At 45.2% G+C, this 20,927-nt stretch carries 18 protein-coding genes; 7 read left to right on the plus strand and 11 right to left on the minus strand.

Going from position 1 to position 20,927, the window contains the following annotated elements; translation table 11 throughout:
* Window positions 1–86 precede the first annotated feature (86 nt).
* Window positions 87–1,991, minus strand: a complete 1,905-nt coding sequence (locus tag CWO27_RS19005) for a PTS fructose transporter subunit IIABC (protein WP_107899385.1) — start codon at window positions 1,989–1,991, stop codon at window positions 87–89.
* 378 nt (window positions 1,992–2,369) lie between these two features.
* Here CWO27_RS19005 and CWO27_RS19010 point away from each other — a divergent pair, with 378 nt between their 5' ends.
* Window positions 2,370–3,209 carry a helix-turn-helix transcriptional regulator gene (locus CWO27_RS19010; RefSeq protein WP_102431991.1) on the plus strand — a complete coding sequence of 280 codons (840 nt, stop codon included), beginning with the start codon at window positions 2,370–2,372 and terminating at the stop codon, window positions 3,207–3,209.
* A gap of 17 nt (window positions 3,210–3,226) precedes the next feature.
* Here the strand turns inward: CWO27_RS19010 and CWO27_RS19015 are convergent, their stop codons facing one another.
* Together CWO27_RS19015 and CWO27_RS19020 are read right to left on the minus strand one after the other, a co-directional pair.
* Window positions 3,227–4,000: a PTS sugar transporter subunit IIA gene (locus CWO27_RS19015; protein WP_017070486.1), complete on the minus strand. Its 774-nt coding sequence runs from the start codon at window positions 3,998–4,000 to the stop codon at window positions 3,227–3,229.
* Window positions 4,001–4,007: 7 nt separating this feature from the next.
* The gene (locus CWO27_RS19020) at window positions 4,008–4,310 is read right to left on the minus strand and encodes a PTS fructose transporter subunit IIB (RefSeq protein ID WP_017069788.1); all 303 of its coding nucleotides are present in this window, start codon (window positions 4,308–4,310) and stop codon (window positions 4,008–4,010) included.
* 345 nt (window positions 4,311–4,655) lie between these two features.
* On the opposite strand from CWO27_RS19020, the gene CWO27_RS19025 reads away from it, so the two are divergent.
* Window positions 4,656–6,521 carry a fructose-specific PTS transporter subunit EIIC gene (locus CWO27_RS19025; protein ID WP_102530127.1) on the plus strand — a complete coding sequence of 622 codons (1,866 nt, stop codon included), beginning with the start codon at window positions 4,656–4,658 and terminating at the stop codon, window positions 6,519–6,521.
* 122 nt (window positions 6,522–6,643) lie between these two features.
* Here the strand turns inward: CWO27_RS19025 and CWO27_RS19030 are convergent, their stop codons facing one another.
* On the minus strand, window positions 6,644–7,228 hold the full coding sequence (locus CWO27_RS19030; RefSeq protein WP_102431994.1) for a TetR/AcrR family transcriptional regulator: 585 nt from the start codon (window positions 7,226–7,228) through the stop codon (window positions 6,644–6,646).
* A gap of 193 nt (window positions 7,229–7,421) precedes the next feature.
* On the minus strand, window positions 7,422–7,595 hold the full coding sequence (locus CWO27_RS19035) for a hypothetical protein (RefSeq protein ID WP_008216632.1): 174 nt from the start codon (window positions 7,593–7,595) through the stop codon (window positions 7,422–7,424).
* Window positions 7,596–7,989: 394 nt separating this feature from the next.
* Between CWO27_RS19035 and CWO27_RS19040 the strand changes: the two genes are divergently transcribed.
* The gene (locus tag CWO27_RS19040) at window positions 7,990–9,969 is read left to right on the plus strand and encodes a methyl-accepting chemotaxis protein (RefSeq protein ID WP_102480810.1); all 1,980 of its coding nucleotides are present in this window, start codon (window positions 7,990–7,992) and stop codon (window positions 9,967–9,969) included.
* A gap of 90 nt (window positions 9,970–10,059) precedes the next feature.
* Here CWO27_RS19040 and CWO27_RS19045 read toward each other — a convergent pair whose 3' ends face one another.
* Window positions 10,060–10,482: an organic hydroperoxide resistance protein gene (locus tag CWO27_RS19045; RefSeq protein WP_102431996.1), complete on the minus strand. Its 423-nt coding sequence runs from the start codon at window positions 10,480–10,482 to the stop codon at window positions 10,060–10,062.
* 127 nt (window positions 10,483–10,609) lie between these two features.
* Between CWO27_RS19045 and CWO27_RS19050 the strand changes: the two genes are divergently transcribed.
* Window positions 10,610–11,044, plus strand: a complete 435-nt coding sequence (locus CWO27_RS19050; RefSeq protein WP_102431997.1) for a MarR family winged helix-turn-helix transcriptional regulator — start codon at window positions 10,610–10,612, stop codon at window positions 11,042–11,044.
* Between the two features lie 183 nt (window positions 11,045–11,227).
* Here CWO27_RS19050 and CWO27_RS19055 read toward each other — a convergent pair whose 3' ends face one another.
* Window positions 11,228–12,391: an amino acid permease gene (locus CWO27_RS19055; RefSeq protein ID WP_102431998.1), complete on the minus strand. Its 1,164-nt coding sequence runs from the start codon at window positions 12,389–12,391 to the stop codon at window positions 11,228–11,230.
* Window positions 12,392–12,880: 489 nt separating this feature from the next.
* Here CWO27_RS19055 and CWO27_RS19060 point away from each other — a divergent pair, with 489 nt between their 5' ends.
* From CWO27_RS19060 to CWO27_RS19070, 3 genes are all read left to right on the plus strand, one after another.
* Window positions 12,881–14,101, plus strand: a complete 1,221-nt coding sequence (locus CWO27_RS19060) for a MerR family transcriptional regulator (protein WP_102431999.1) — start codon at window positions 12,881–12,883, stop codon at window positions 14,099–14,101.
* Window positions 14,102–14,665 carry a GNAT family N-acetyltransferase gene (locus CWO27_RS19065; protein WP_102479532.1) on the plus strand — a complete coding sequence of 188 codons (564 nt, stop codon included), beginning with the start codon at window positions 14,102–14,104 and terminating at the stop codon, window positions 14,663–14,665. It begins immediately after the preceding gene.
* Window positions 14,666–14,902: 237 nt separating this feature from the next.
* On the plus strand, window positions 14,903–15,451 hold the full coding sequence (locus CWO27_RS19070; RefSeq protein WP_102432001.1) for a carboxymuconolactone decarboxylase family protein: 549 nt from the start codon (window positions 14,903–14,905) through the stop codon (window positions 15,449–15,451).
* Window positions 15,452–15,545: 94 nt separating this feature from the next.
* Here the strand turns inward: CWO27_RS19070 and CWO27_RS19075 are convergent, their stop codons facing one another.
* From CWO27_RS19075 to CWO27_RS19090, 4 genes are all read right to left on the minus strand, one after another.
* A complete protein-coding gene (locus CWO27_RS19075; RefSeq protein WP_102432002.1) occupies window positions 15,546–16,721 on the minus strand; it encodes a MalY/PatB family protein in 1,176 nt (391 codons plus the stop codon).
* Window positions 16,722–16,733: 12 nt separating this feature from the next.
* Entirely contained in the window at window positions 16,734–18,197 is a 1,464-nt protein-coding gene (nhaC, locus tag CWO27_RS19080) for a Na+/H+ antiporter NhaC (RefSeq protein WP_102432003.1), read from the minus strand.
* 145 nt (window positions 18,198–18,342) lie between these two features.
* The gene (locus tag CWO27_RS19085; protein WP_102432004.1) at window positions 18,343–19,347 is read right to left on the minus strand and encodes a LacI family DNA-binding transcriptional regulator; all 1,005 of its coding nucleotides are present in this window, start codon (window positions 19,345–19,347) and stop codon (window positions 18,343–18,345) included.
* Between the two features lie 119 nt (window positions 19,348–19,466).
* The gene (locus CWO27_RS19090) at window positions 19,467–20,894 is read right to left on the minus strand and encodes an aminotransferase-like domain-containing protein (protein WP_048663789.1); all 1,428 of its coding nucleotides are present in this window, start codon (window positions 20,892–20,894) and stop codon (window positions 19,467–19,469) included.
* Window positions 20,895–20,927: the final 33 nt, after the last annotated feature.

Here is a 20,927-nt window from a genome sequence, read left to right on the forward strand (position 1 = left end):
GGCTTGAGCTCTATTCGTTCCTAAAAAACTATTAGCTACTAAAAACAGTAGGGTAGAAAGGCTCAAGCCATTGGAGTTGAAATGGCTTAAGCCGCTGCTGCTGTTAGCTTGGCTTTGCGTAGATTTTTAAGCGCGATACAAGTAACCGCAGTTACGCCCGCACCTGAAGCCATACACAGAAGTGCCAGCATTGGGTAGTTCATTGCGCCTAGTAGAGCCACAACTGGGCCACCGTGGGCAACGCTGTTGGTGATGCCAAATGAGAACGCCATTACTGCAGCGGTCATTGAGCCAAGTACGTTGGCTGGGATAACTGACATCGGGTCTTGAGCTGCGAAAGGAATCGCACCTTCAGAGATACCCACTAAGCCCATTGCGCCTGCTGCTTTACCTGCTTCAATTTCAGAAGATTCGAACAGGTCGAACTTACGGCCAAGTCTGGTTGCGATAGCCATGCCCAGTGGAGCGACAGGGATAGCACACGCCATTGCACCCATGAATTGAGTTTGACCGCTAGCAATCATGCCAACCGAGAACAGGAATGCTACTTTGTTGAATGGGCCACCCATATCAAAGCCAGCCATGCCACCCAGTACGATGCCAAGCAGAACCACGTTGCCTGTGCTCATGCTAGTAAGTAGGGCAGTAAGAGCATCCATTAGTCCCGCGATAGGGGCGCCAATTACGAAGATGAACAGACCCGCGATGAATAGAGAGCCAGTGATCGGAGCGATCATGATAGGCACAAGCGGTTGAACGAACTTGTGGTAGTTAAACGAAGTAATCCATTTAACGAAGTAACCCACTAATAGGCCTGCGATGATTGCGCCAATGAAGCCAGTACCTGCGTCAGCGCCATAGAAAGAACCGTTGTTGGCAATCCAACCGCCAATCAAGCCAGGGGTTAGAGCAGGGCGGTCAGCAATTGCGTAAGCAATGTAGCCAGCCAAGATTGGGATCATCAGGGTGAAGGCAACCACACCCACTTCTAGGATTTGGTTCCACATGCTGCCAGCAGGAATCGCCATGCCAGATTCGCTTGGCTCACCGCCAATCGCTAAGGCTAGGGCAATCAAGAGGCCGCCTGTGACCACGAATGGGATCATGTGAGATACGCCATTCATCAAGTAACGATAAAGGTCTGAACGCGCTTGTGATGCTTTCTCTGCAACGGATTGGTTGGTTGGAGCTTGCTCTGCTTGGTAACTTGGTGCGTTGAGTGCTTGCTGAATCAAGCCTTGCGCGTCTTTGATCGGCGCTTTCACGTTGGTGCTGATAACGCGTTTTCCGGCAAAGCGAGCCATGTCGACCTGTTTGTCACAAGCCACCACAATTGCGTCGGCACGTTCGATTTCTTCTTGAGTTGGGCTGTTTTTAACGCCGATAGAGCCGTTAGTTTCGACCTTCACATCGTAGCCAAGAGCCGCCGCGCCTTTCTCTAGTGCTTCGGCTGCCAAATAAGTGTGTGCAACGCCAGCTGGGCAGCCTGTCACACCAATGATGAAGCCTTGTTTCTCAACGTTGGTTTCCGCTTCCGAAGGCTCAGGTTTGGTAAGCAGTAGTTCTAATGCTTCTTGTTCAGATTGAGCATTCATGAAGCTTTCGATAAAGCCTTCTTCAATCAGTTTTGAAGAAAGCTCTGCCAGTACTTCGATGTGATGATTATCGCCACCATCGGGAGAGGCAATCATAAAGAACAGTTTTGATGGCTGACCGTCATCCGCGCCGTACTCGATACCCTGTTGATGGACACCGATAACAACCGCAGGTTTGATGACCGCAGCACTTTTCGCGTGTGGCAGAGCAATACCTTCTTCAAATCCGGTATTACCTTGTTCTTCACGAGCCTTAATGTCGGCAAGAAACTGTGCTTTGTCTGAAATTATGCCTTGTGCATAAAGCACGTCTATCAGCTCTTTGAATACTTCTTCTTTTGAATCAGCGCTAAGCGAAAGCTTAATCAAATCTTGATTGATCAATGTTGTGATCATAATGAACCCCTACTTGTTTTTATTTTGTTAGAGGTATTCTGGAATCTACGGCTTGCCTTCTGTAGTGAAGAAAAAACGCATTTACTGGATGATTGTTGCGTTATAAGTAGAGTGTGATTTTGATCGTTTAGTGGCGCGTTTTTCGGCCTCTATTGACATAGGTTGAGCCTGCTTGAGGCTTTTATTTGCATGGGGTTCGGCGTGTAGAGTTATCGAAGGAACAATGTGCTATATCAGGTTTTTGACTGGAGATTTATTTCCACTACTGGATTTTTGTAACCTAGATCTAAAATTGTGATTTTGCTCAATAGCGCTATGTTTCACTAAGGAGTATATCTATTCCCGTAGCGTTATTGCTGCTTTTAAGAGTTCGAATAAATGATATTTCATGACCTAATCTCGTCGGTATTAAATGAGCGAGAACCATTTCATAACATCTGGTTTGCGGGGGATTTTCACACGCCTTCAGCATGCAGTTATCAGGTGAACTTTCCACGCTTAGAGCTGGTGCTCGACGGAGAGTATGTCAATGAGATGGAGAGTCATGATCGTAAGATCACCAACGTTGTCGCGAAAGCGGGCGATGCGATTTTTATCCCACCGAACTGCTGGAACAAACCCAACTGGGATACTGACTGCTCGGTGTTGAGCATGTTGTTTGGTCGCCGTCAGCTTGGCTTAAGTTTGGTGAGTAAGCGCAAAGGGGAAGAGAGTTTTTACGATATTCAAAAGCACAGTATTCAGACTCGCTCTGGGTTTGCGATTGATAACATTTTGGAGGCGCTCAGCTCGTTAGCGCGCGAGAGTAACAAGCAGCCTATGGATGAACTGTTACTACAAGCGCTGCTGCAATACAGTAAGACCATGTTGGATGCACCTGTCGAGAAATCTCACAGCCGAGTACAGGATGTGTATCAGGGGATTTGCATCTACATTCAAGAGAACTTCCACCGCCAGATCACTCGAGATAGCATCGCCTCACGCTTTAGTATTTCATCTAACCATTTGTCACGAATGTTCCGCCAACAAGGCCATATGACGCTGGCCGAGTACATCACGCGCGTGCGAGTCGATCGTGCCAAGTTCATGCTTAAGAAGTACAACTTCAAGCTCAATGAAGTGGCATTACGTTGCGGCTTTAAGGATGTGAACTACTTCTGTCGAGTTTTCAAAAACCGCACCGGAAGAACACCGACCGAGTATCGAGGCTCAATCTAGCTCTAACGAGCTGGTAACTAAATAAGACGTGAAGAGATGTACATGAGCAGAGCTTGTAGATCGACACTGCTTCGAGTCTTTTGTAAACGCTCATTGACTTGGTCGTGAAGCAGATTTCTGGTTAGGTTGGTAGCCGCCACAATATGCTCTCGCTGTGGCTTGGTAGGCAGTACCAAAGCAATGGCAACGTGTACTTCGCCAATGCGTGAGGCCCAGTCAATTGGGTCGTCACTGACGATAACCGCGATCGAGAGGTCTTGGGTCGATTCAAACATCACATGCGGCAGGGCGATCCCTGGAGATACACACGTAGACGAGCGTTCCTCTCGTTTAATAAACGCCAGAATCAGTTCATCCGGATCTTCTGGATACACCAAATGAGCGAGCCCTTTTAGGCATTCAAACTTGGTCAGTTGGGTTTGTGCTTTGGCATGGTGCCACTTGATGTCACAGGGCGGGCATATTTGCGGCATACGCTGGATTAGATCTTTCGAGAATTCATGGTTCACTTGTGAGCCAACCATGTCGTAATGCTCAGCAATTACATCTTTGAGAACGAAACAGGCCAGCTCCGCATCAATCCCAACCGCGGTTATCTGACACAAGTCACCACGAAGTAAACCTACTTGCAGCATCGCGACGGATTTGGATAGATCAGCGGTTCGATTTTGAGTGATGTTGATAATGCGGATGTTGCTTTTGAACTTCTTCGCTAATCGAGTAAGGGGCTGCGCGACATGTGAGTTTGCGGCAGGATCGTTAACGAAGAAGGTGATCTGATATTCGTTCATGAAAAGTTTAAGTTCGACAATGCTTAATAAAGACTTTATCGACACTCAACAACACCTCTTCCATGGGAATGAATAAGGTTTTAGCTGGGTCGAACCGGCTTGGTTGTTCAATATCGATATCAGATACGATTAATACTTTGTCTGCGAGAGTAATATCTTGGGCGGTCAGTAAGTTTTCAATACCCATAGCGCCTTGCGTCTCAACCTTGATTGAAACGTTGAACTTAGGGGCTGTTTTATTTAGAGCATCAGCTGCCATATAGGTGTGCGCAATGCCTGTAGGGCACGCAGTTACCGCTACAATTCTCATTATTATTCTCGGCTTATTCTCGTCCCTGTTACGTTACATAAGCTACCTTTCAGAAGCTATTTTGTAAAAGCCATCTTGCGTGGGAAATCCAGTATGGAAAGCTCGCATAGAGGAGGGGCGATATGTTTATGGGTTCTGTGGATTTTATGGATTGCCGTTTTTTATTCCAAGGTGAAAGTCACACTCTGAGTTCTTGGTTACAATAATCCAGTTAATGCACCTTTCGTCCTATATATTGAGTGCCTTCACACCGTTAATCTTTTCATCTTATTAACATCGAAATTTTAATTTAGGTCGGAAGAACCTAATTACTTCAGTCTGAAATCAGGCGAGGCAGAATAGACCATGGATATCACTAATATTATCGAGCCCGAGATTATCTGTTTGGAGCTACAAGCAGACTCAAAACAGGCAGTATTTGAAGAGCTTGTTGAGTTACTCGATCGCGCTGGTAAGCTCTCGAATAAAAGTGAATTCCTTGATGATATCTGGAAGCGTGAGGCGATTGGTAATACGGGGTTTGATGATGGTATTGCGATTCCACATGCGAAAAGCACTGCCGTTGCTAAACCTGCCGTTGCTGTAGGTATCAGCCGAACGGGGATTGACTATGGTGCCGATGGCGGTGAACTGTCTGATGTGTTTTTTATGCTCGCTTCGCCAGACAATAATGACGACCACCATATCGAGGTACTGGCTCAGATCTCGACCAAATTGATCGAAGATGGCTTTGTTACAAAATTAAAGGCAGCCGAGTCGGTTGAGGAAGCTCAAGAGCTGTTTCTTGAAGTCAATTCAGATTCCTTTGATAGCTATGCCTCTAGCCATCACGAAGTGTATGTCGAGCCACTCAGCCCTTGGGCACAATCACTCAATCGACTCAAAGAACACCTGTTGTATGGCACTTCACACATGATCCCATTCGTGGTTGCGGGCGGTGTGTTGTTGTCTTTGTCGGTGATGATATCCGGTCACGGCGCAGTTCCTGAGAGTGGCGTGTTAGCTGATATCGCACAGATGGGCATTGCGGGCTTAACGTTGTTTACTGCGGTGCTGGGCGGTTACATTGCGTACTCGATGGCCGACAAACCGGGTTTAGCACCGGGCATGATTGGTTCTTGGGTTGCCGTTAACCAATACAACACCGGTTTTCTTGGGGCGATAGTGGTCGGCTTCTTTGCGGGCTTTGTGGTGAATCTACTTAAGAAGATCAAACTGCCAGACAGCATGATCTCGCTGAGTTCTATCTTCATCTATCCACTAGTTGGTACCTTCGTCACTTGTGGTGCGGTGATGTGGGTGATTGGATCTCCGATAGCTCAAGTGATGCTTGAGATGAACCAAATGCTCACGGGTATGGCTGGCTCTGGAAAAATGGTGCTCGGCAGTATTTTAGGCGCGATGACCGCCTTTGATATGGGAGGACCAATCAATAAGGTCGCTACACTGTTTGCTCAAACTCAGGTAAATACCCAACCTTGGTTGATGGGTGGCGTTGGCATTGCGATTTGTACGCCACCACTCGGTATGGCTCTGGCGACTTTTATATCGCCGAAGAAGTTTAAACGCGACGAACGCGAAGCGGGCAAAGCCGCAGGGATCATGGGAATGATCGGCATCAGTGAAGGTGCGATCCCATTTGCTGCTGCCGACCCTGCACGCGTTCTGCCTGCGGTTGTTGCTGGTGGCATTGTCGGTAACGTTGTTGGCTTTATGTTCCATGTAGTGAACCATGCACCATGGGGCGGTTGGATTGTTCTGCCTGTGGTTAACGGAAAAATTGGCTACATCATTGGCACACTGGCGGGAGCGCTCACCACGGCTTTGATCGTGATACTGCTGAAAAAAAATGTGGTCGAAGGCGAGGCGAGTTCCAACCAGTTTGCAGGTGGCTCGGTGACAGAAGAAGGGCAAGCGGATGTACTCGCAATCACTTCTTGTCCGTCAGGTGTTGCCCACACTTTCTTAGCTGCGAAGTCTCTGGAAAAAGCGGCGCATCATCTCGGGGTTCGGATTAAGGTTGAGACACAAGGTGCTAATGGAATAGGCAATCGCATCACACAGAAAGACATTGAAAGAGCGAGGTTGGTGATCTTCGCTCACGATGTGGCGATCAAAGAAGTCGAGCGCTTTGCGAATGTGAAAACGTTAGATGTCAGCACCAAAGAGGCGATGCTCAATGCGCAGGCGCTGATCATGAGAAAGGTGTAACCCTTAAACACTAAAGTTAATCATCTATAAAGTTAACTAGCTCAAAACTAAAAAGACTCCGCTCTAGTGCTTTAGGCTAACAGTGGAGTCTTTTTGTATGGCTTCTAAAACAAGTTCAGCTTCTAAAAAGGATGATACTTAAATACGTCTTCAACCATTGAGTTAAGTAAATCAATGTCATCACAGGTTTTAGCGTACGTACGCAGACCTGCTATTTGAACTTGAACATGTCGAGCAAGCTGAACAGGTTCACGCTCTTTGCTTATTTCACCAAGCTCTTGTGCTTCGGTAATCAGCTTAGCGAACTCACCTTCCATGATCTTCAGTGATTTCTTCGCCTCTTCTAATAACTCTGCGTGTTCATCAGTCAGTTCTGCGACCGTTTTTGCTAGCATACACATGCCATTTGGCGAGCTTTGTTTTGATTCGACCACAGCACGTTTGACGAAACTTTCGAGCGCTTTGATTGGAGAGTCTGTTTCGCTGCGGAAACGGTTCAGATTGAGGATGCCAAGTTCGGTATAGCGAGCAAGCGTCTCTTTAAACAGACCTTCTTTGCTGCCAAATGTCGCGTAGATGCTACCCGGACGCATATCAATCACATCTTGCAGGTTACGCATAGAAGTTGCGTGAAAGCCCTTTTCCCAATACAGGTTCGTTGCTTTATCTACTACATCTTGTCTATCGAACTTCGCGGTCTTGGCCATAACATTTACTTCATTAATCTGAACATATGTTCAATATTTTATGCTGAACGCTCGTTCCAGTAAAGGTGTGTTTTGCTCAACTTAATTGTCTTCCTTGCATCTTGTTGGTGCATAAGGTGCTCGATTGAATGCAATTAATAGACAAGGTTTGGCAGTTTTTATTCTGGTCTCATTATCTAATGTCTAAGTAAGACTAGTCGTCGACGACTTCGACGGTTTTATGCTGCGCGCCGTAATAGGTGCCTTCATCGATAGTGTACATCAGCGTTTCTTCGCACTCTGGGCAATCGAATTCTTCATTAGGTTCGATTGCTGCTTCTTCTACCCATTCCCATCCAATGTGTTCTTCGCAAGCGGGACAGTCCATAAAACCTCTAATTATGCTTCTACGTTAATTGAATTCGTAACTTTTTGAGCCCGGCATTATACATAGTTGGCGCTGAATATGTAGCGACAACTGAGCAGAAAAAGGGTGTACACATACCTCTTTAGTGTTAATAAAACCTGCCATATTTCAGTCGCTTACGTCAATAAAATGTTGTTGCGCGCTTTTTGTGTTTTCTAAAGCTGCATAGCTAACAAATTTATAAATAAACCAATGAATTTTGTAAGGTTAAATGCTAGCGTTATCGATTGTCGTCCGTTATGGCACGGTAATTGATAAAACTAAATATTATTATGATCTCGGTAAAGGTACACCGTTTTAGAAGTGTGTCTAATTACATGACAGATAAAGATTCGTCAGCTGCTAGGAAATAAAAATGAAATTAACCGATATGTCCTTTAAGCAAAAAATCATCGCTTTGCTTATTTTACCGATCTTAGGGTTTCTCTGGCTCAGTGTTTCTGCGATATCCAAAGGCGTAGAAACAAAGACTGAAATGTCCTCATTGAATCAACTGACACGCCTTTCGGTTGTGTACAGTGAGTTAGTGCATGAGTTACAAAAAGAGCGAGGCATGACAGCTGGCTTTATTGGCTCTCAAGGAACCAAGTTTGTCAGTGAATTAGCCGCGCAGAGAACCAATGCCGATAACCGACGTAATGAAAGAAATGATTACTGGCAGTCTGCCAATATCAATCTGCCACAGATTAATCGCCTGAACACAGAGATAAGCCAAAGCCTTAATCAGATAACGACCATTCGAAATCGAGTGGATTCTCAATCTATCCCACTTTCTGAGGCCTTGGGTTACTACACCCAATTGAATGCAAAGCTTCTTAGCGTATCGGCGTTAATTGCAGAGCTAAGTTCTGATGCTACCATCACTACAGAAACCATCGCTTACTACAACTTCTTGCAAGGTAAAGAGCGAGCGGGTATCGAGCGTGCTGTCCTGAATAACACCTTTTCTAAAAATGAATTTGGCCCGGGTATGCTGGTGAAATTCATCTCTTTAGTGACAGAGCAAAATACCTACTTCTCGAACTATGAAGTGTTGAGCAACCCAGCGAACGTTCGATTCTTTGAACAACAGTTAAATGACCGCTCTGTGGCAGAAGTAGAAAAGCTTCGTAGCTTGGCTGAATCTAAGATGAGCGGCTTTGATGTTGACCCTGTCTACTGGTTCTCTCAATCTACTGCTCGTATTGTTCAGCTAAAGAAAACAGAAAACCACCTAGCTGAATCACTGATTGCGCTGACCGAGAAAAAGATGTCAGAGGCGCAGTCTGCGATGATGATGAGTATTGGTCTATTTGCTTTGATTACTTTGTTCGCAACCTTCGTGAGCTTTAAGGTGATCAGCGACCTGACGATGAGAGTGAAAGACCTGACAGTGATGTTGTCTAAAGTTCGTAATGACAACGATCTAACGGTTCGTGCTAAGTACGTTGGTAACAGCGAACTTGGCCAGATATCTTCGGCACTCAACGAAACGCTAGAGAAGTTTTCAAACGTTATCGACAATCTGTCTCAGTCGAGTCTGACCTTAGCTTCAGCCGCTGAAGAAACCTCGCAAACTTGTCACTACAACTCGAACACACTAGTTCAACAAAAAGACCAAATTGGCTTAGTTGCGACTGCTACAGAAGAGTTATCAGCAACGGTAAATGAAGTGGCCGCTAAAACTCAGCAGACAGCAAGCTCTGCTAAACTGGTCGATGAGCAGTCGCAAGAAGGTTTGAATACGGTTCAAAACTCTTACCACTCTATCGAAAAACTGGCATCTGAAATTAATGACCTAGCGGAAAAAATCACGCATCTACACGAGAGCAGCAATAACATTAACAGTGTGATTGATGTGATTAAGTCGGTCGCTGAACAGACTAACTTGTTAGCATTGAACGCGGCAATTGAAGCGGCACGAGCGGGTGAGCAAGGCCGTGGATTCGCGGTAGTGGCTGATGAAGTTCGCACGCTAGCACAACGTACTCAGCAATCGACAGCTGAAATTGAAGGCTTTATCAGCTCGCTACAGTCTGATGTTCAAACGGCGTTTAATGTGATTGATAACAGTCAAAAGATGTCGTCTAAAGCAGTTGAGGATTCAAAAGAGGTCGAGCACACCTTACAAGGAATCTCCGCATCGGTAAGCGAAATATTCAGCATGACCGAACAGATCGCCACAGCAACGGAAGAGCAAGCGGTTGTGACCCAAGATATCGCGCAAAACGTGATGGCAGTAGAGCAGAAATCGACGGAGTCGACCACAGGCGCAACTCAAATTGCAGCAACAGCCAAAGAACAAGCTGAACTGGCGGCTTCATTGAAAGAGATTGCAAACACGTTTAAGAGCTAATCTTTCAGAGTTAGAAGTTTTCCATCTTATATAAAAATGTCCCGCCTAATGCGGGACATTTTTTTAGTGGGACATTTTTGGGTAAAGCGACTAAAGCGCTTGTCCGTTAACCGACAATTTCACATCAATGTTGCCACGAATCGCATTTGAATATGGGCAAACTTGGTGAGCGGTTTTTACAAGCGTAACAGCCTGTTCTTGAGCCAAGTCGAGCTCAATCGCTAATGAAACGGTTAAAGCAAAACCACCATTTTCATTTGGACCGATACCAACCGTTGCAGTTGTTGGCGCCGATGCAATCTTGATTTTCATTTCTTTCGCTACGTGAAGTAGAGCATTTGAGAAACACGCAGAGTAGCCCGCCGCAAACAGTTGCTCAGGGTTCGTTGCTTCACCTGAACCGCCCATTTCTTTCGGGTAGCTTAATGCAACAGAAAGCAAATTATCGTCAGTAGAAACTTGGCCGTTACGACCAGCAATTGCAGTAGCAGAAGTAGTGTAGAGTGTTGTCATTGTCTTAATCCTTAAAATAGTTGTGTAAAATTAAATTGTGCGCAACTTTATTTTGAGGTTAGCTTAATTGATAAAACTTACGTGTGCAAGTATATTGTGTGCAATTTAATTTATTGACGAGGTGATCGTGAGCGACCAAAATGAATATCTAAAGTTAGATAATCAGGTGTGCTTTGCACTTTACAGTGCTTCAAATGCAATGAGTCGAGCTTATCAACCTCTGCTGAAAGCGCTTGATCTTACTTATTTACAGTACATTGTGATGATGGTGCTTTGGGAGCAACAAGAGATAAATGTCAAAGCGTTAGGCGCTAAAACACATTTAGATTCAGGAACCTTGACTCCATTACTTAAGCGTTTAGAAGCAAAAGGTTATGTGCTTCGTAAACGTAGTACTGAAGATGAACGAGTGCGAGTAATTACGCTAACTCCTGTAGGGACTGAACTCAAAGAGCGCGCGCAAACTGTCCCAGAAGAGATATTTTGTTTGTCTAAGATGAATGAAAACGAACTTAAATCGCTCAAAGCGCAATGTGAGCAGTTACTTGACAACTTAACTTAATAAGAACGTCTCTTTAATTCTCAGTAATCACGTTCAAATACTGAAAAAGCCAGTCAGTATCTACTGTTAATAGCAGATACTCACTGGCTTTTTGTATTTTGATGTGAGTGTGAGGTACTTGTTTAGTCTTCACTCACAAACACATACATATCACCACGGCAGCGGTTGATACTGTGTCTCTATCTAACCCATAAACCAAGACACGAAAATCAGCGCGCCAAAACCGAATGTTGCCATTAGTGCGGTGTCGCCACCGGCTGCTGTGTAGCTGCCCTCGGTTTGTAGGTGAGGGAAGTCCGGTCTGCGCACCTTAACCACCATTGCGAGTGGACCCCAGATAGCTAGGAACACCAAAACCATGCCTGCATAGTCGAGCATGCTTACAAACTGGCTAGCGAACAGCTCTGCTAATACCAAAGGTAAGATGAAGGTCAACGTATAAGCCAACGCTTTGTTGTTGGTTACAGCGTCTTTGTTTTGGTCATACAGCGCCATCGACACGCCGAGGAAAGAGGTCACTAATGCCAGTGCTGAGAACAGAGCAATCACTACTTTCAACCAAGCAGACTGTCCGCTAAACGCAGAGATCAGCTCTGAAATGTTGTGGAACTGGCTGATCGCGTCTGTGCCAAGGTTACCGATAATCGCGAACAACCAAGTGAGGTAGCACACGAGCGGAATCACTGAGCCAAGCAGAATCATATTGCGGATCTGCTTTTGAGTCGCTTCACGGTTGTAGATCACCAGTGATGGGATCACCACCATAGAGGCAAAGCTGGTAAAGATAACCGCGCTGTATTGCACCACATCATTGGCCGTGTATTGGCTAGTTTGAGTTAGGTAATCAAGGCGGATATTGCTAAACAGAGAAGCGATAACAATAAATAGCATCACCACCATCATGATGAATAGGCCACGGTTCAACTTGTCGATATAAGACTTACCCGCAACTACAATCACACCCATAAATAGGCTGAAAACGGTATAAGCAGCAGATGCAGAGATGTTTACGCCAACATCGAGCAGTAGCTTATGGATGATGTCACCCACGCCCAAGATATAAGCAATAAGCATACATACCAACAGCAGATAAAAGAGTGCATTGATAAAGTGTTTACCTTTGCTGCCCAGAGTGAGGTAAGCAACACTGCTCATGCCACTGTTGTCTTTAGTTTTAGTACACGCTTCTGCCAGTAGGAGTGCAGAGTAAGTGGTGCCGATAAAGATAAGTAGCATCAGCACTGAGCTGATCATGAAGCCAAATTGGGCCAACACCATTGGGATAGCCAACATGCCAGCCCCTAATGCAGTCCCTGAAAGGATTAGGGAACTGCCGAATAATTTCATATTCAAGAAAAACAACCTCTAGCGATCCAATTAATTTTTAGTCGGATTGTAAATAATTGTTTCCAAGACTAACAAATTACTCAGTAAAGTTAGGGATTAAATTCTAATTATTTTTGAATTTTTCTAAAAAGTTAAGAAGGCATTTTCAGGTGATATCTGTGCTCTTTTGATCTATTTGCTGGGTGATTGTATTTATCGTTTAGTTAACGTTCGTCCATTGTTGAATAATTTAGAAGTTAGCAAAATTCGGTTAGAAAGAAGTATGTTTATGAGCCAATTGTTTTCAATTCATCAAGTTTAATCCTCTCCTTTTCCTGAATCCCGTGCAGGCAATGTCGATGACTAACCGTTCTATGGTTAAAACCACACTCAGATCGTTTTATCAGTTTGAAGGTAAATAGGTAAAGAACGAGAAAAGTGTCTAAAATTCTGTTGACCTGACTACAGCTTCATAGTTTATCTTTGCTACCGAAATGAGAGGGGAAGTGCATGTATCGTATCTCTGAACTGGCCGATTTGGTTGGGCTGAGCCGCTCCACATTGTTGTATTACGGCAAGCTAGGTTTGATTGAAGCTCAGCGTCAGAGCAATGGTTATCGCCTTTATTCTGAAAAGGACCTACAACGTGTTCGGTTGTTGCAGCAGTTACAAGCGGGTGGGTTGACGCTCAAAGAGTGCCAAGCTTGTCTAGATGCAAAGATAGAGCGCAGCTTACTGGAAAATCGTCTTAAGCAGTTAGACGAAGAGCTCGTTCAAAAGCAACGATCACGCGACCTACTAGCAGCAATGCTAGGTGAAGGTGGTCTAGAAGAGTGGCATGAGTCGATGGACAAGCTTGCGCCAGATGCACACCTCGATTGGTTAATTAAGCAGGGTTTTGATGAGAAACAGGCTCTGCGATTGAAGTGGTTATCGAAAGACATGAATGAACATGATCAATACATGGCGGATTTTGGCGCTATTTTTGAGGGCTTAGAGCGTTTAGGGCCAGGAACGGTTGAAGATACCTTAGCAGCATTGGCACAAGTTCCGGTTACACCTAAGCGCGTACTTGAGATTGGTTGTGGCAAAGGCATCGCGACCAAGGCGTTAGCGAAAGCCTTAGTTGAACATCAAACGGACGTGCAAATAACAGCGTTAGACAATGATCAACCGAGTTTGGATATTCTGAGTCAACAAGCACTAGAACTTGGTCTCGAAAGCAATATTAAAACGGTATGTGCAAGCATGATGGATCTACCGTTTGAAGCTAAGTCATTCGACCTGATCTGGTCAGAAGGTAGCGCTTACATCATGGGTGTTCAGAAAGCACTTAAGCAGTGGCGGAAGCTACTCATCGATGATGGCATCTTGGTCGTGAATGATTTGGTGTGGAACACCGAGAATCCAAACGAATCAATCAAAGTATTCTGGCAGAAAGAGTACCCAGATATGACCACGGTAGCTGAACGTATCAAGCATGCAAAGGCGGCGGGTTACCAAGTCTTGGATGACTTTGCGATGAGCGACGCCGGCTGGCTTGCCTATTATCAGCCTTTGCAAAAGCAAGTCGAGTCTTTGAAAGCAACGATGCCAAACTCAAAAGCGCTCGCAGATTGCGACAATGAAATTAAACAATTCTTCAGTAACAGCGAACTTGTGGAAGGTTCTCAAGGCTCAGCTAAGCGTGATTTTGATTATCACTTCTTTGTGTTGAAGAAAGTACAGTAAGTGAAGAACACCATGAAATTTAGACAATATGATTCAAGCGAGATCGAAACGATCACGCAACTTTTTACTCAAACCTTTACTGATTCAGAAGGCGAGAACGAGGGTAAAACAGTAGGTAAGCTTGCCAAGGATCTTTTAACGACCACAGATCCAACAGAGCTACTTTGTTTTGTCGCGGAAGATGATACTCGTGAATTAGGAAGCACAATTGTAGGCGCGATTATTTTTACTCCGCTTTCATTTGATGACGAAACTAAGGCTTACTTGCTCTCTCCAGTAGCGGTGAGCACTCAAGTTCAAAAGCGTGGGATCGGCCAAAAGCTGATTAACTTCGGCTTACAGACTCTAAAGGAACAGGGTGTCGAGCTTGCTGTGACATACGGTGATCCTAGTTACTATTCAAAAGTAGGTTTTGAGCAAATCACTACTGAGCAGATCCCAGAACCATTCGAGTTGAGCTACCCTCACGGTTGGATCGCTCAATCGCTGACTGGCGGTGAAATCAAAGTGGCGAGCGAACAGTCTAGCTGTGTTGAAGCTTTGGCTCATGCTGAATACTGGTAGTTGCTTAAAATAAAATCTTAGATGAATGAAAGCCCATCAGGTTTCACTTGATGGGCTTTCTTGTTATGAGCAAAAGATATTCGTCATGCTTCAATGTAAAACTTGAACATATGTTCAAAATAACAATTGAACGATCGTTCTAATTTGTTCTATATTGTTTTCACACTAACGGAGAACAGTAATTAATTGCTCCGTAATTGAATAACTTTAAAATCATAAATTGATAGGGATAAAACAATGAGCAACTTCAAAATTCACTCAATAGAATCAGCACCCGCGCAGAGCAAACCTATTCTTGAAGGCGCTAAAAAACAGATGGGGCGAGTTCCAGGCTTGTTTGGTGTGTTGGCTGAATCCCCAAACACGCTTAAAGCTTACACTCAGCTTCATCAGGCGTTTAGTGACTCATCTTTCGATGCTGAAGAGCTAACGGTGGTTTGGCAAACCATCAACGTTGAACACGAGTGTCACTACTGTGTTCCTGCACACACTGGCATTGCACACTCAATGAAGGTTGATCCTGCGATCACTGAAGCACTGCGTAATCGCACCGCAATGCCAACTGAGAAGTTGCAAGCACTGCACGACTTCACGCTCAGCATGGTTCGTAATCGTGGCAATGTGTCTGAAAGTGAAATGGCAGCATTCTTTGAGGCGGGTTACGGCCAACAGCAAGTGTTAGAAGTGATTCTTGGCCTGTCTCAGAAAGTGATCAGTAACTATGTAAACCGTGTTGCTGAAACGCCGGTAGACAAAGTGTTCGAACAGTTTGCTTGGCAAGGCTAATTTACCTTTAAATAAGTAAATAGTAAGAATGATGAAAGCCCCGCTCAGTTGAGTGGGGCTTTGTTGTTTGGCGTGGGTGACGTTTTCTAGTTGCTTACTTATCTACAGCTAATGCTACTTTTAGTCGTACCAAAGCGTCTGCTAATACTTCTGCAGGGCACCCTAGATTCAATCGAATAAATCCTGAACCTTCCTCGCCAAAGGCACAACCCATACTCGGTACAATACCGGCTGCAATGAGTTTGCGCTCAAGCTCTGCATCGCTTAGTTTCATTGCACGGCAATCTAGCCATGCAAGATACGTCGCTTCGGGTTTAGTGAAACGAATATGAGGCAATTCTGTCTTTAGGAATCCGCTCAGCGTTTCTATGTTGTCTTGCAGATACTGTTTTAAGTCCGCTAACCAAGCTTGACACTCTTGATATGCAGTGGTCGCTGCGGACATTGATAGATTGTTGAAGCAATCCATGCCATGAGCATCCAAACGTCGAACAAACTGCTCCTTCAATTCTGCATTTGGAATGATAAAGTTCGAAATTCTTAATGATGATAAGCCAAAAGTTTTACTGGCCGCAGTTGCCACAATAAGTTTGTCGGTTAGCGAACTTGGTAGTTTCAATGTTGAATGGAATATGTTGGATGTTAGCGCTAGGTCGCTCCAAATCTCATCACTGATCAGCCATACATCGTGTTTTTGGCAAAGCTCGGCAACTTGCAGGATCTCTTGTTCGCTCCATACTCTGCCTGTTGGGTTGTGTGGGTTGCAGAAAATCAACGCTTTGGCGCCACTCGCAAAGCAGTCTTCCAAATGTGCGAAATCAAGCTGGTAACGACCTTCTGATACTATCAATGGGTTGTTCAACACCTTACGATCATTTAGTTCGATGATCTTACGGAACGAACCGTAGCCCGGGCTTTGAATTACGATTTGGTCATTCACTTGTGTGAGCATTTGCAGCGCCATAGCAATACCGGGCAAAACGCCGTGCACCGTTGTAATCCATTCTCGTTTGATTTCTGTTTGATGTTGGTTTCTAAACCAATCGATCGCGGCTTGGTAGTAGTCGTCTTGACGTTCTGAGTAACCAAAAATACCATGAGAAATATCTTGAGCTAAGCGATCTAATACTTGTTGAGGCGCTTGGAAATCATAGTCAGAAACCCACATTGGCAGTAAGTTGGTACTTTCTAAGCCAAGCTTCTGCTCCATAAAGTCCCACTTTACCGACCCTGTATTTCTGCGGTTAATTGTATTGTCGAAAGAATTCATAGGATGTGAGCCTTACTTAGTGCTGTGAGCCAGGGAAGTTTCTACGGAGTCTTCTGATTGTTCAGGCTTTGTGTGTGCAATACCAAACCCAGTGAAACCATAAATCAGAGCGAAAACGATACCGGTGTAACATTGGATTGCCCAAGGTAGGTAATCTAGCGTTGCAACTCCGAGCGTGCTTGCCATGTAAATACCTGCCGCAGTCCAAGGAACCAGTGGTTCGATGATTGTGCCTGCGTCTTCAATGGTTCTAGATAGGTTTTTAGTGTCTAGCCCCATTTTACGGTAAGCGTTCTGAAACAGTTCACCAGGGATGAGAAGTGCTAATTTACCGTCAGAGGTCGTGAATACTACTGTGATGGTTGCAATCACTGTTGATGCGATAAGTTGTCCTGTTGAGTGAATCATATGCAAGAAACGACCTAGTACCACATTCAAAGCGCCGGTTAGGCTTAAAACACCTGCAAAAGAGAACGCACAGAAAACCAGTAGGATGGTGCTCATCATTGAGAACAAACCACCACGGTTTAGCAGTTTAGACACATCAGGAATTAGTCCATCAATCGCTGTACCTTTCGCTTCAAACAGAGCGACATTGAAGCCGTCGACATAAGCTTGGAAACCTTGTTGTAGAGAGAAACCTTGTAGAACCATACCTAATACAATCGCAAGAGCAGACGCACCTAACATCAGTGGCAGAACAGGCTTTTTGGTGAGTGCGCCCCACAGAATCATCACTGGTGGGATGATCAAAAGGATATTGAAGTTGTATAGGCTATCCAGTCCCGCAAGAATTTGAGTGACCTTTTCTGGTTCACCTACGTTCGCGATATCTGCACTTTGTCCAGCAAAGAAGAAGACAACTGATGCAATCACAAACCCAGGCAGCGTTGTGTAAAGCATGTGCTGAATGTGTTCGTACAATGTGGTGCCTGAAACGACAGGCGCAAAGTTAGTTGAGTCTGAAAGAGGGGAGATCTTGTCGCCAAAATATGCGCCAGAAACAACAGCACCCGCGGCAGCTGCCAATGATACATCTAGACCGGCCGCAACGCCCATCAGTGCAACACCAACCGTGCCCGCAGATCCCCAAGAAGTACCAGTACATACAGAGACAACAGCAGTAACGAAAAAGGCAGCGATAAGTATGTATTCAGCGCTGATGACTTTAAGCCCCCAGTAAACCATATAAGGGATCGTGCCACTGATCATCCAGCTTGCGATAAGACCGCCCACCGAAACCAATATCAAGATAACAGGCATCGCTTTTGCAAGTTTCTCAACAATCGCGTTGATGATGTCATCCCAGTTGTAGCCCATCTTCCAAGCAATGCATGCGGTGAAAGTCGCAGAAATGAGTAGCAGAACTTCAATGCGAAGTCCTAAAACACCGTATCCAATAGCAAGTAGCGCAAACATAACGGCGATGGGCGCTAATGCTAATCCGAACGATGGTAGAGGCTTTGAGTTATTCATATTTGTTGTCCTCAGGTGAATGTAGGGTTTGTTCGGAATGGATAATAAGCGTGCTCTGAAATCGAAAGTGCGACTTCAATGCTGTTTTCATGTAAGCGGTTACATGAGGTGTATACATGAGATTTTGGTCACATTTCGTCTCATTTTAGTGCTTGATTGACTTAACCGTCTGCCTTTCAACCAGTGTCGCTTCGAATTTATGTTGCTTAGGAGGGGCGTATCCTGCGGCTTTAAGTTTTATGGCAAGGTTAGCCGCATAAGTCGACATCTCGTCGATAGGGTTGTGCATGGTGGTTAACCGAGGGTAAAGATAGCGAGCGAGCAAAACATCATCAAAGCCGATCACAGAAATATCGTTGGGAACCGAGATGCCTTGATCTTGCAAGCTCGTCATTAAGCCTGCAGCCATTACATCATTGAAGGTGACGGCGGCTGTGACCTCGGGGCATTGGTTTACTAAGATGTCACCCGCCGCTTCACCACCTGATTCACTAAAGTTTTGGTTGATGATCCAATTAGGCTGTATTTCGATATTGGCCGCTTTCATCGCTTCTTGGTAGCCCTGTAAACGGTCTGTTCGGTCTTGGATTGGAAGGTCGCTCGAGACATAGGCGATTTTTCGATGACCCAGCTCGATGAGGTGCTTTACTGATATTTGAGATCCGAGTTTATTATCTACCCATACAGAGCGATTTGATATTTGAGCAATCGTGCGGTTGAGTAAAACCATTGCAGGTAATTGAGCGGAGTAACGCAGTAACGTGGTGTCATCGAGCATCTTTGAATGAATGACCATTGCTTCACAACCTTGGCTGATAAGAAAGTCGAGGCCTTCTTTTTCTCGCTGAGCATTGTGTCCGCCACTTACCACGACCAATTGGTAACCATTGGTTCTAGCCACTTCTTCGACACTCTTCGCGACCAGAGCAAAAAATGGATCGGCAAGGTTGCCAGTCAGTAATCCAAGCGTATTGCTGCTTCTACTTGCCAAGGCTGTTGCGCGAGCATCTTTGTGGTAATTGAGCTCTTTTACTGCACGTTCTACGCGCTCTAGCGTGATAGGTTCAACGTAGCAGGTTCGGTTTAATACACGAGAAACCGTTGCTGTTGAAACCCCTGCAAGTGCTGCTACATCTTTTATTGTTGCCACGTTTAATTCTGCTAAGCATAGAAAGGCTGCGAGTGTAGCGAATCTCTAATATTTAATATGTTAATAAGGTCAAAGCTATTAACTCTTGATTGAGAATATTAGTCGAATACTGAAAATATCTAACGTACGTGCTTAGCTATTATCTTCGCCAGCGTCACAATCCCTTCTTTCCACTCTTTGCTCTCCTCAATGTTAGCGACAGTGAAGCGCAAGCAGTGTTTGTATTGGTCATTGGTCCCAAACACTGTACCGGGTAAAATCCCCAACTTATGCTTTAAGCAGTCTTGATAGACGGCATAGCTGTCGACCGACTCAGGCAGTGTTATCCAGTTGAGAAATGAGCCTTCCGGCTTTGATAGGTGGTAGTGTCCGACAAGGTGCGGGTAACTATCAAGAGCTTGAATTAACAAGCTTTGGAACTGTTTTTGATTGGTTTGATAGAGCCGTTTCATTTTGGATAAATGACTGCGATATTTACCGGTAGTGAGGAATTGACCCACCGCGGATTGCATGAGGTTTGAGCTGCCCATGTTGTCACATAAAAGGTACTTTTCGACCAAGGGCTGATAGCGCCCCGACAGTAACCAGCCGATTCGTAAGCGTGAGTCTAAGGTTTTAGACAATGAGTTGACGTAGATGACTCTATCTTGATCATCCAGTTCTTTGAGGCTCGCGATTGGTGTGTCGAATGCCAAGCTACCGAACACATCGTCTTCGATAATCGGTAAGGATCCGGTGATCTCCAGTAATGCTTTTCGATTCGCCAATGGCATCCGTGAACCGGTTGGATTGGTAAAGTTTGGCGTTAGCAGTAAGGTTTTCACTTCCCATTTGCCCAGCGCACTTTGTAGTGATGGGATATCAATACCGTGGCTAACGCTGCTGGGAATTTCAAGGGCTTGTAAGCCAAGCGACTCAAGTAAAAGTAGATTGCCGAAGTAACATGGCGACTCGACCGCCACGATGTCCCCCGGTTTGGTGAGCGCACGTAAAGCTAAACTGATCGCCTGTTGAGCTCCATGAGTAATCGCAATCTCTTTCGATCCCGCAGGCACACCAAGATCATGGGTGATCTTTAACAATTGCTTTACTAATTGCTCGTCTCCAGGAGGCAGTTGGTAATAACCGGGAAGCTGAGTTTGCAAACGACTGTGGCGACCGATCTCGGCGTACAAGCTACGAATCGCAGGGTTGTTGATATTGGGGTGTGCTGAGCCTGCCAATAGTTTTAGACGACCTTTTGGACGAGAGAGTACCGATTTGGTGACAGATAATAGATCAACTTTTTGAGGTTGGCTTGATGCATCCCAGCTAGTGGTGTTGGGTGCTTTCACGCGATAACCCGACTTGGGAACCGAGTACACCCAGCCCGTCGCTTCCAACTCTTGATAGGCGCGAATCACGGTGTTTTTGCTCACACCCAATTGTTCGCTTAATTGGCGGATCGAGGGAAGGCGATCGTCTGGGTGAAATAACCCTTTATCAATCTGAGCCTTAATATGTTGTTCGGTAGCGAGATATTTATTGCCGCTGACTTCTGCTTCCACGTTGTTCTCCCTCATAGCTCACACTCAATCTGT

Origin of the sequence: Vibrio sp. 10N.286.51.C3 (assembly GCF_003050065.1) — a bacterium.
Taxonomy (GTDB): domain Bacteria; phylum Pseudomonadota; class Gammaproteobacteria; order Enterobacterales; family Vibrionaceae; genus Vibrio; species Vibrio crassostreae.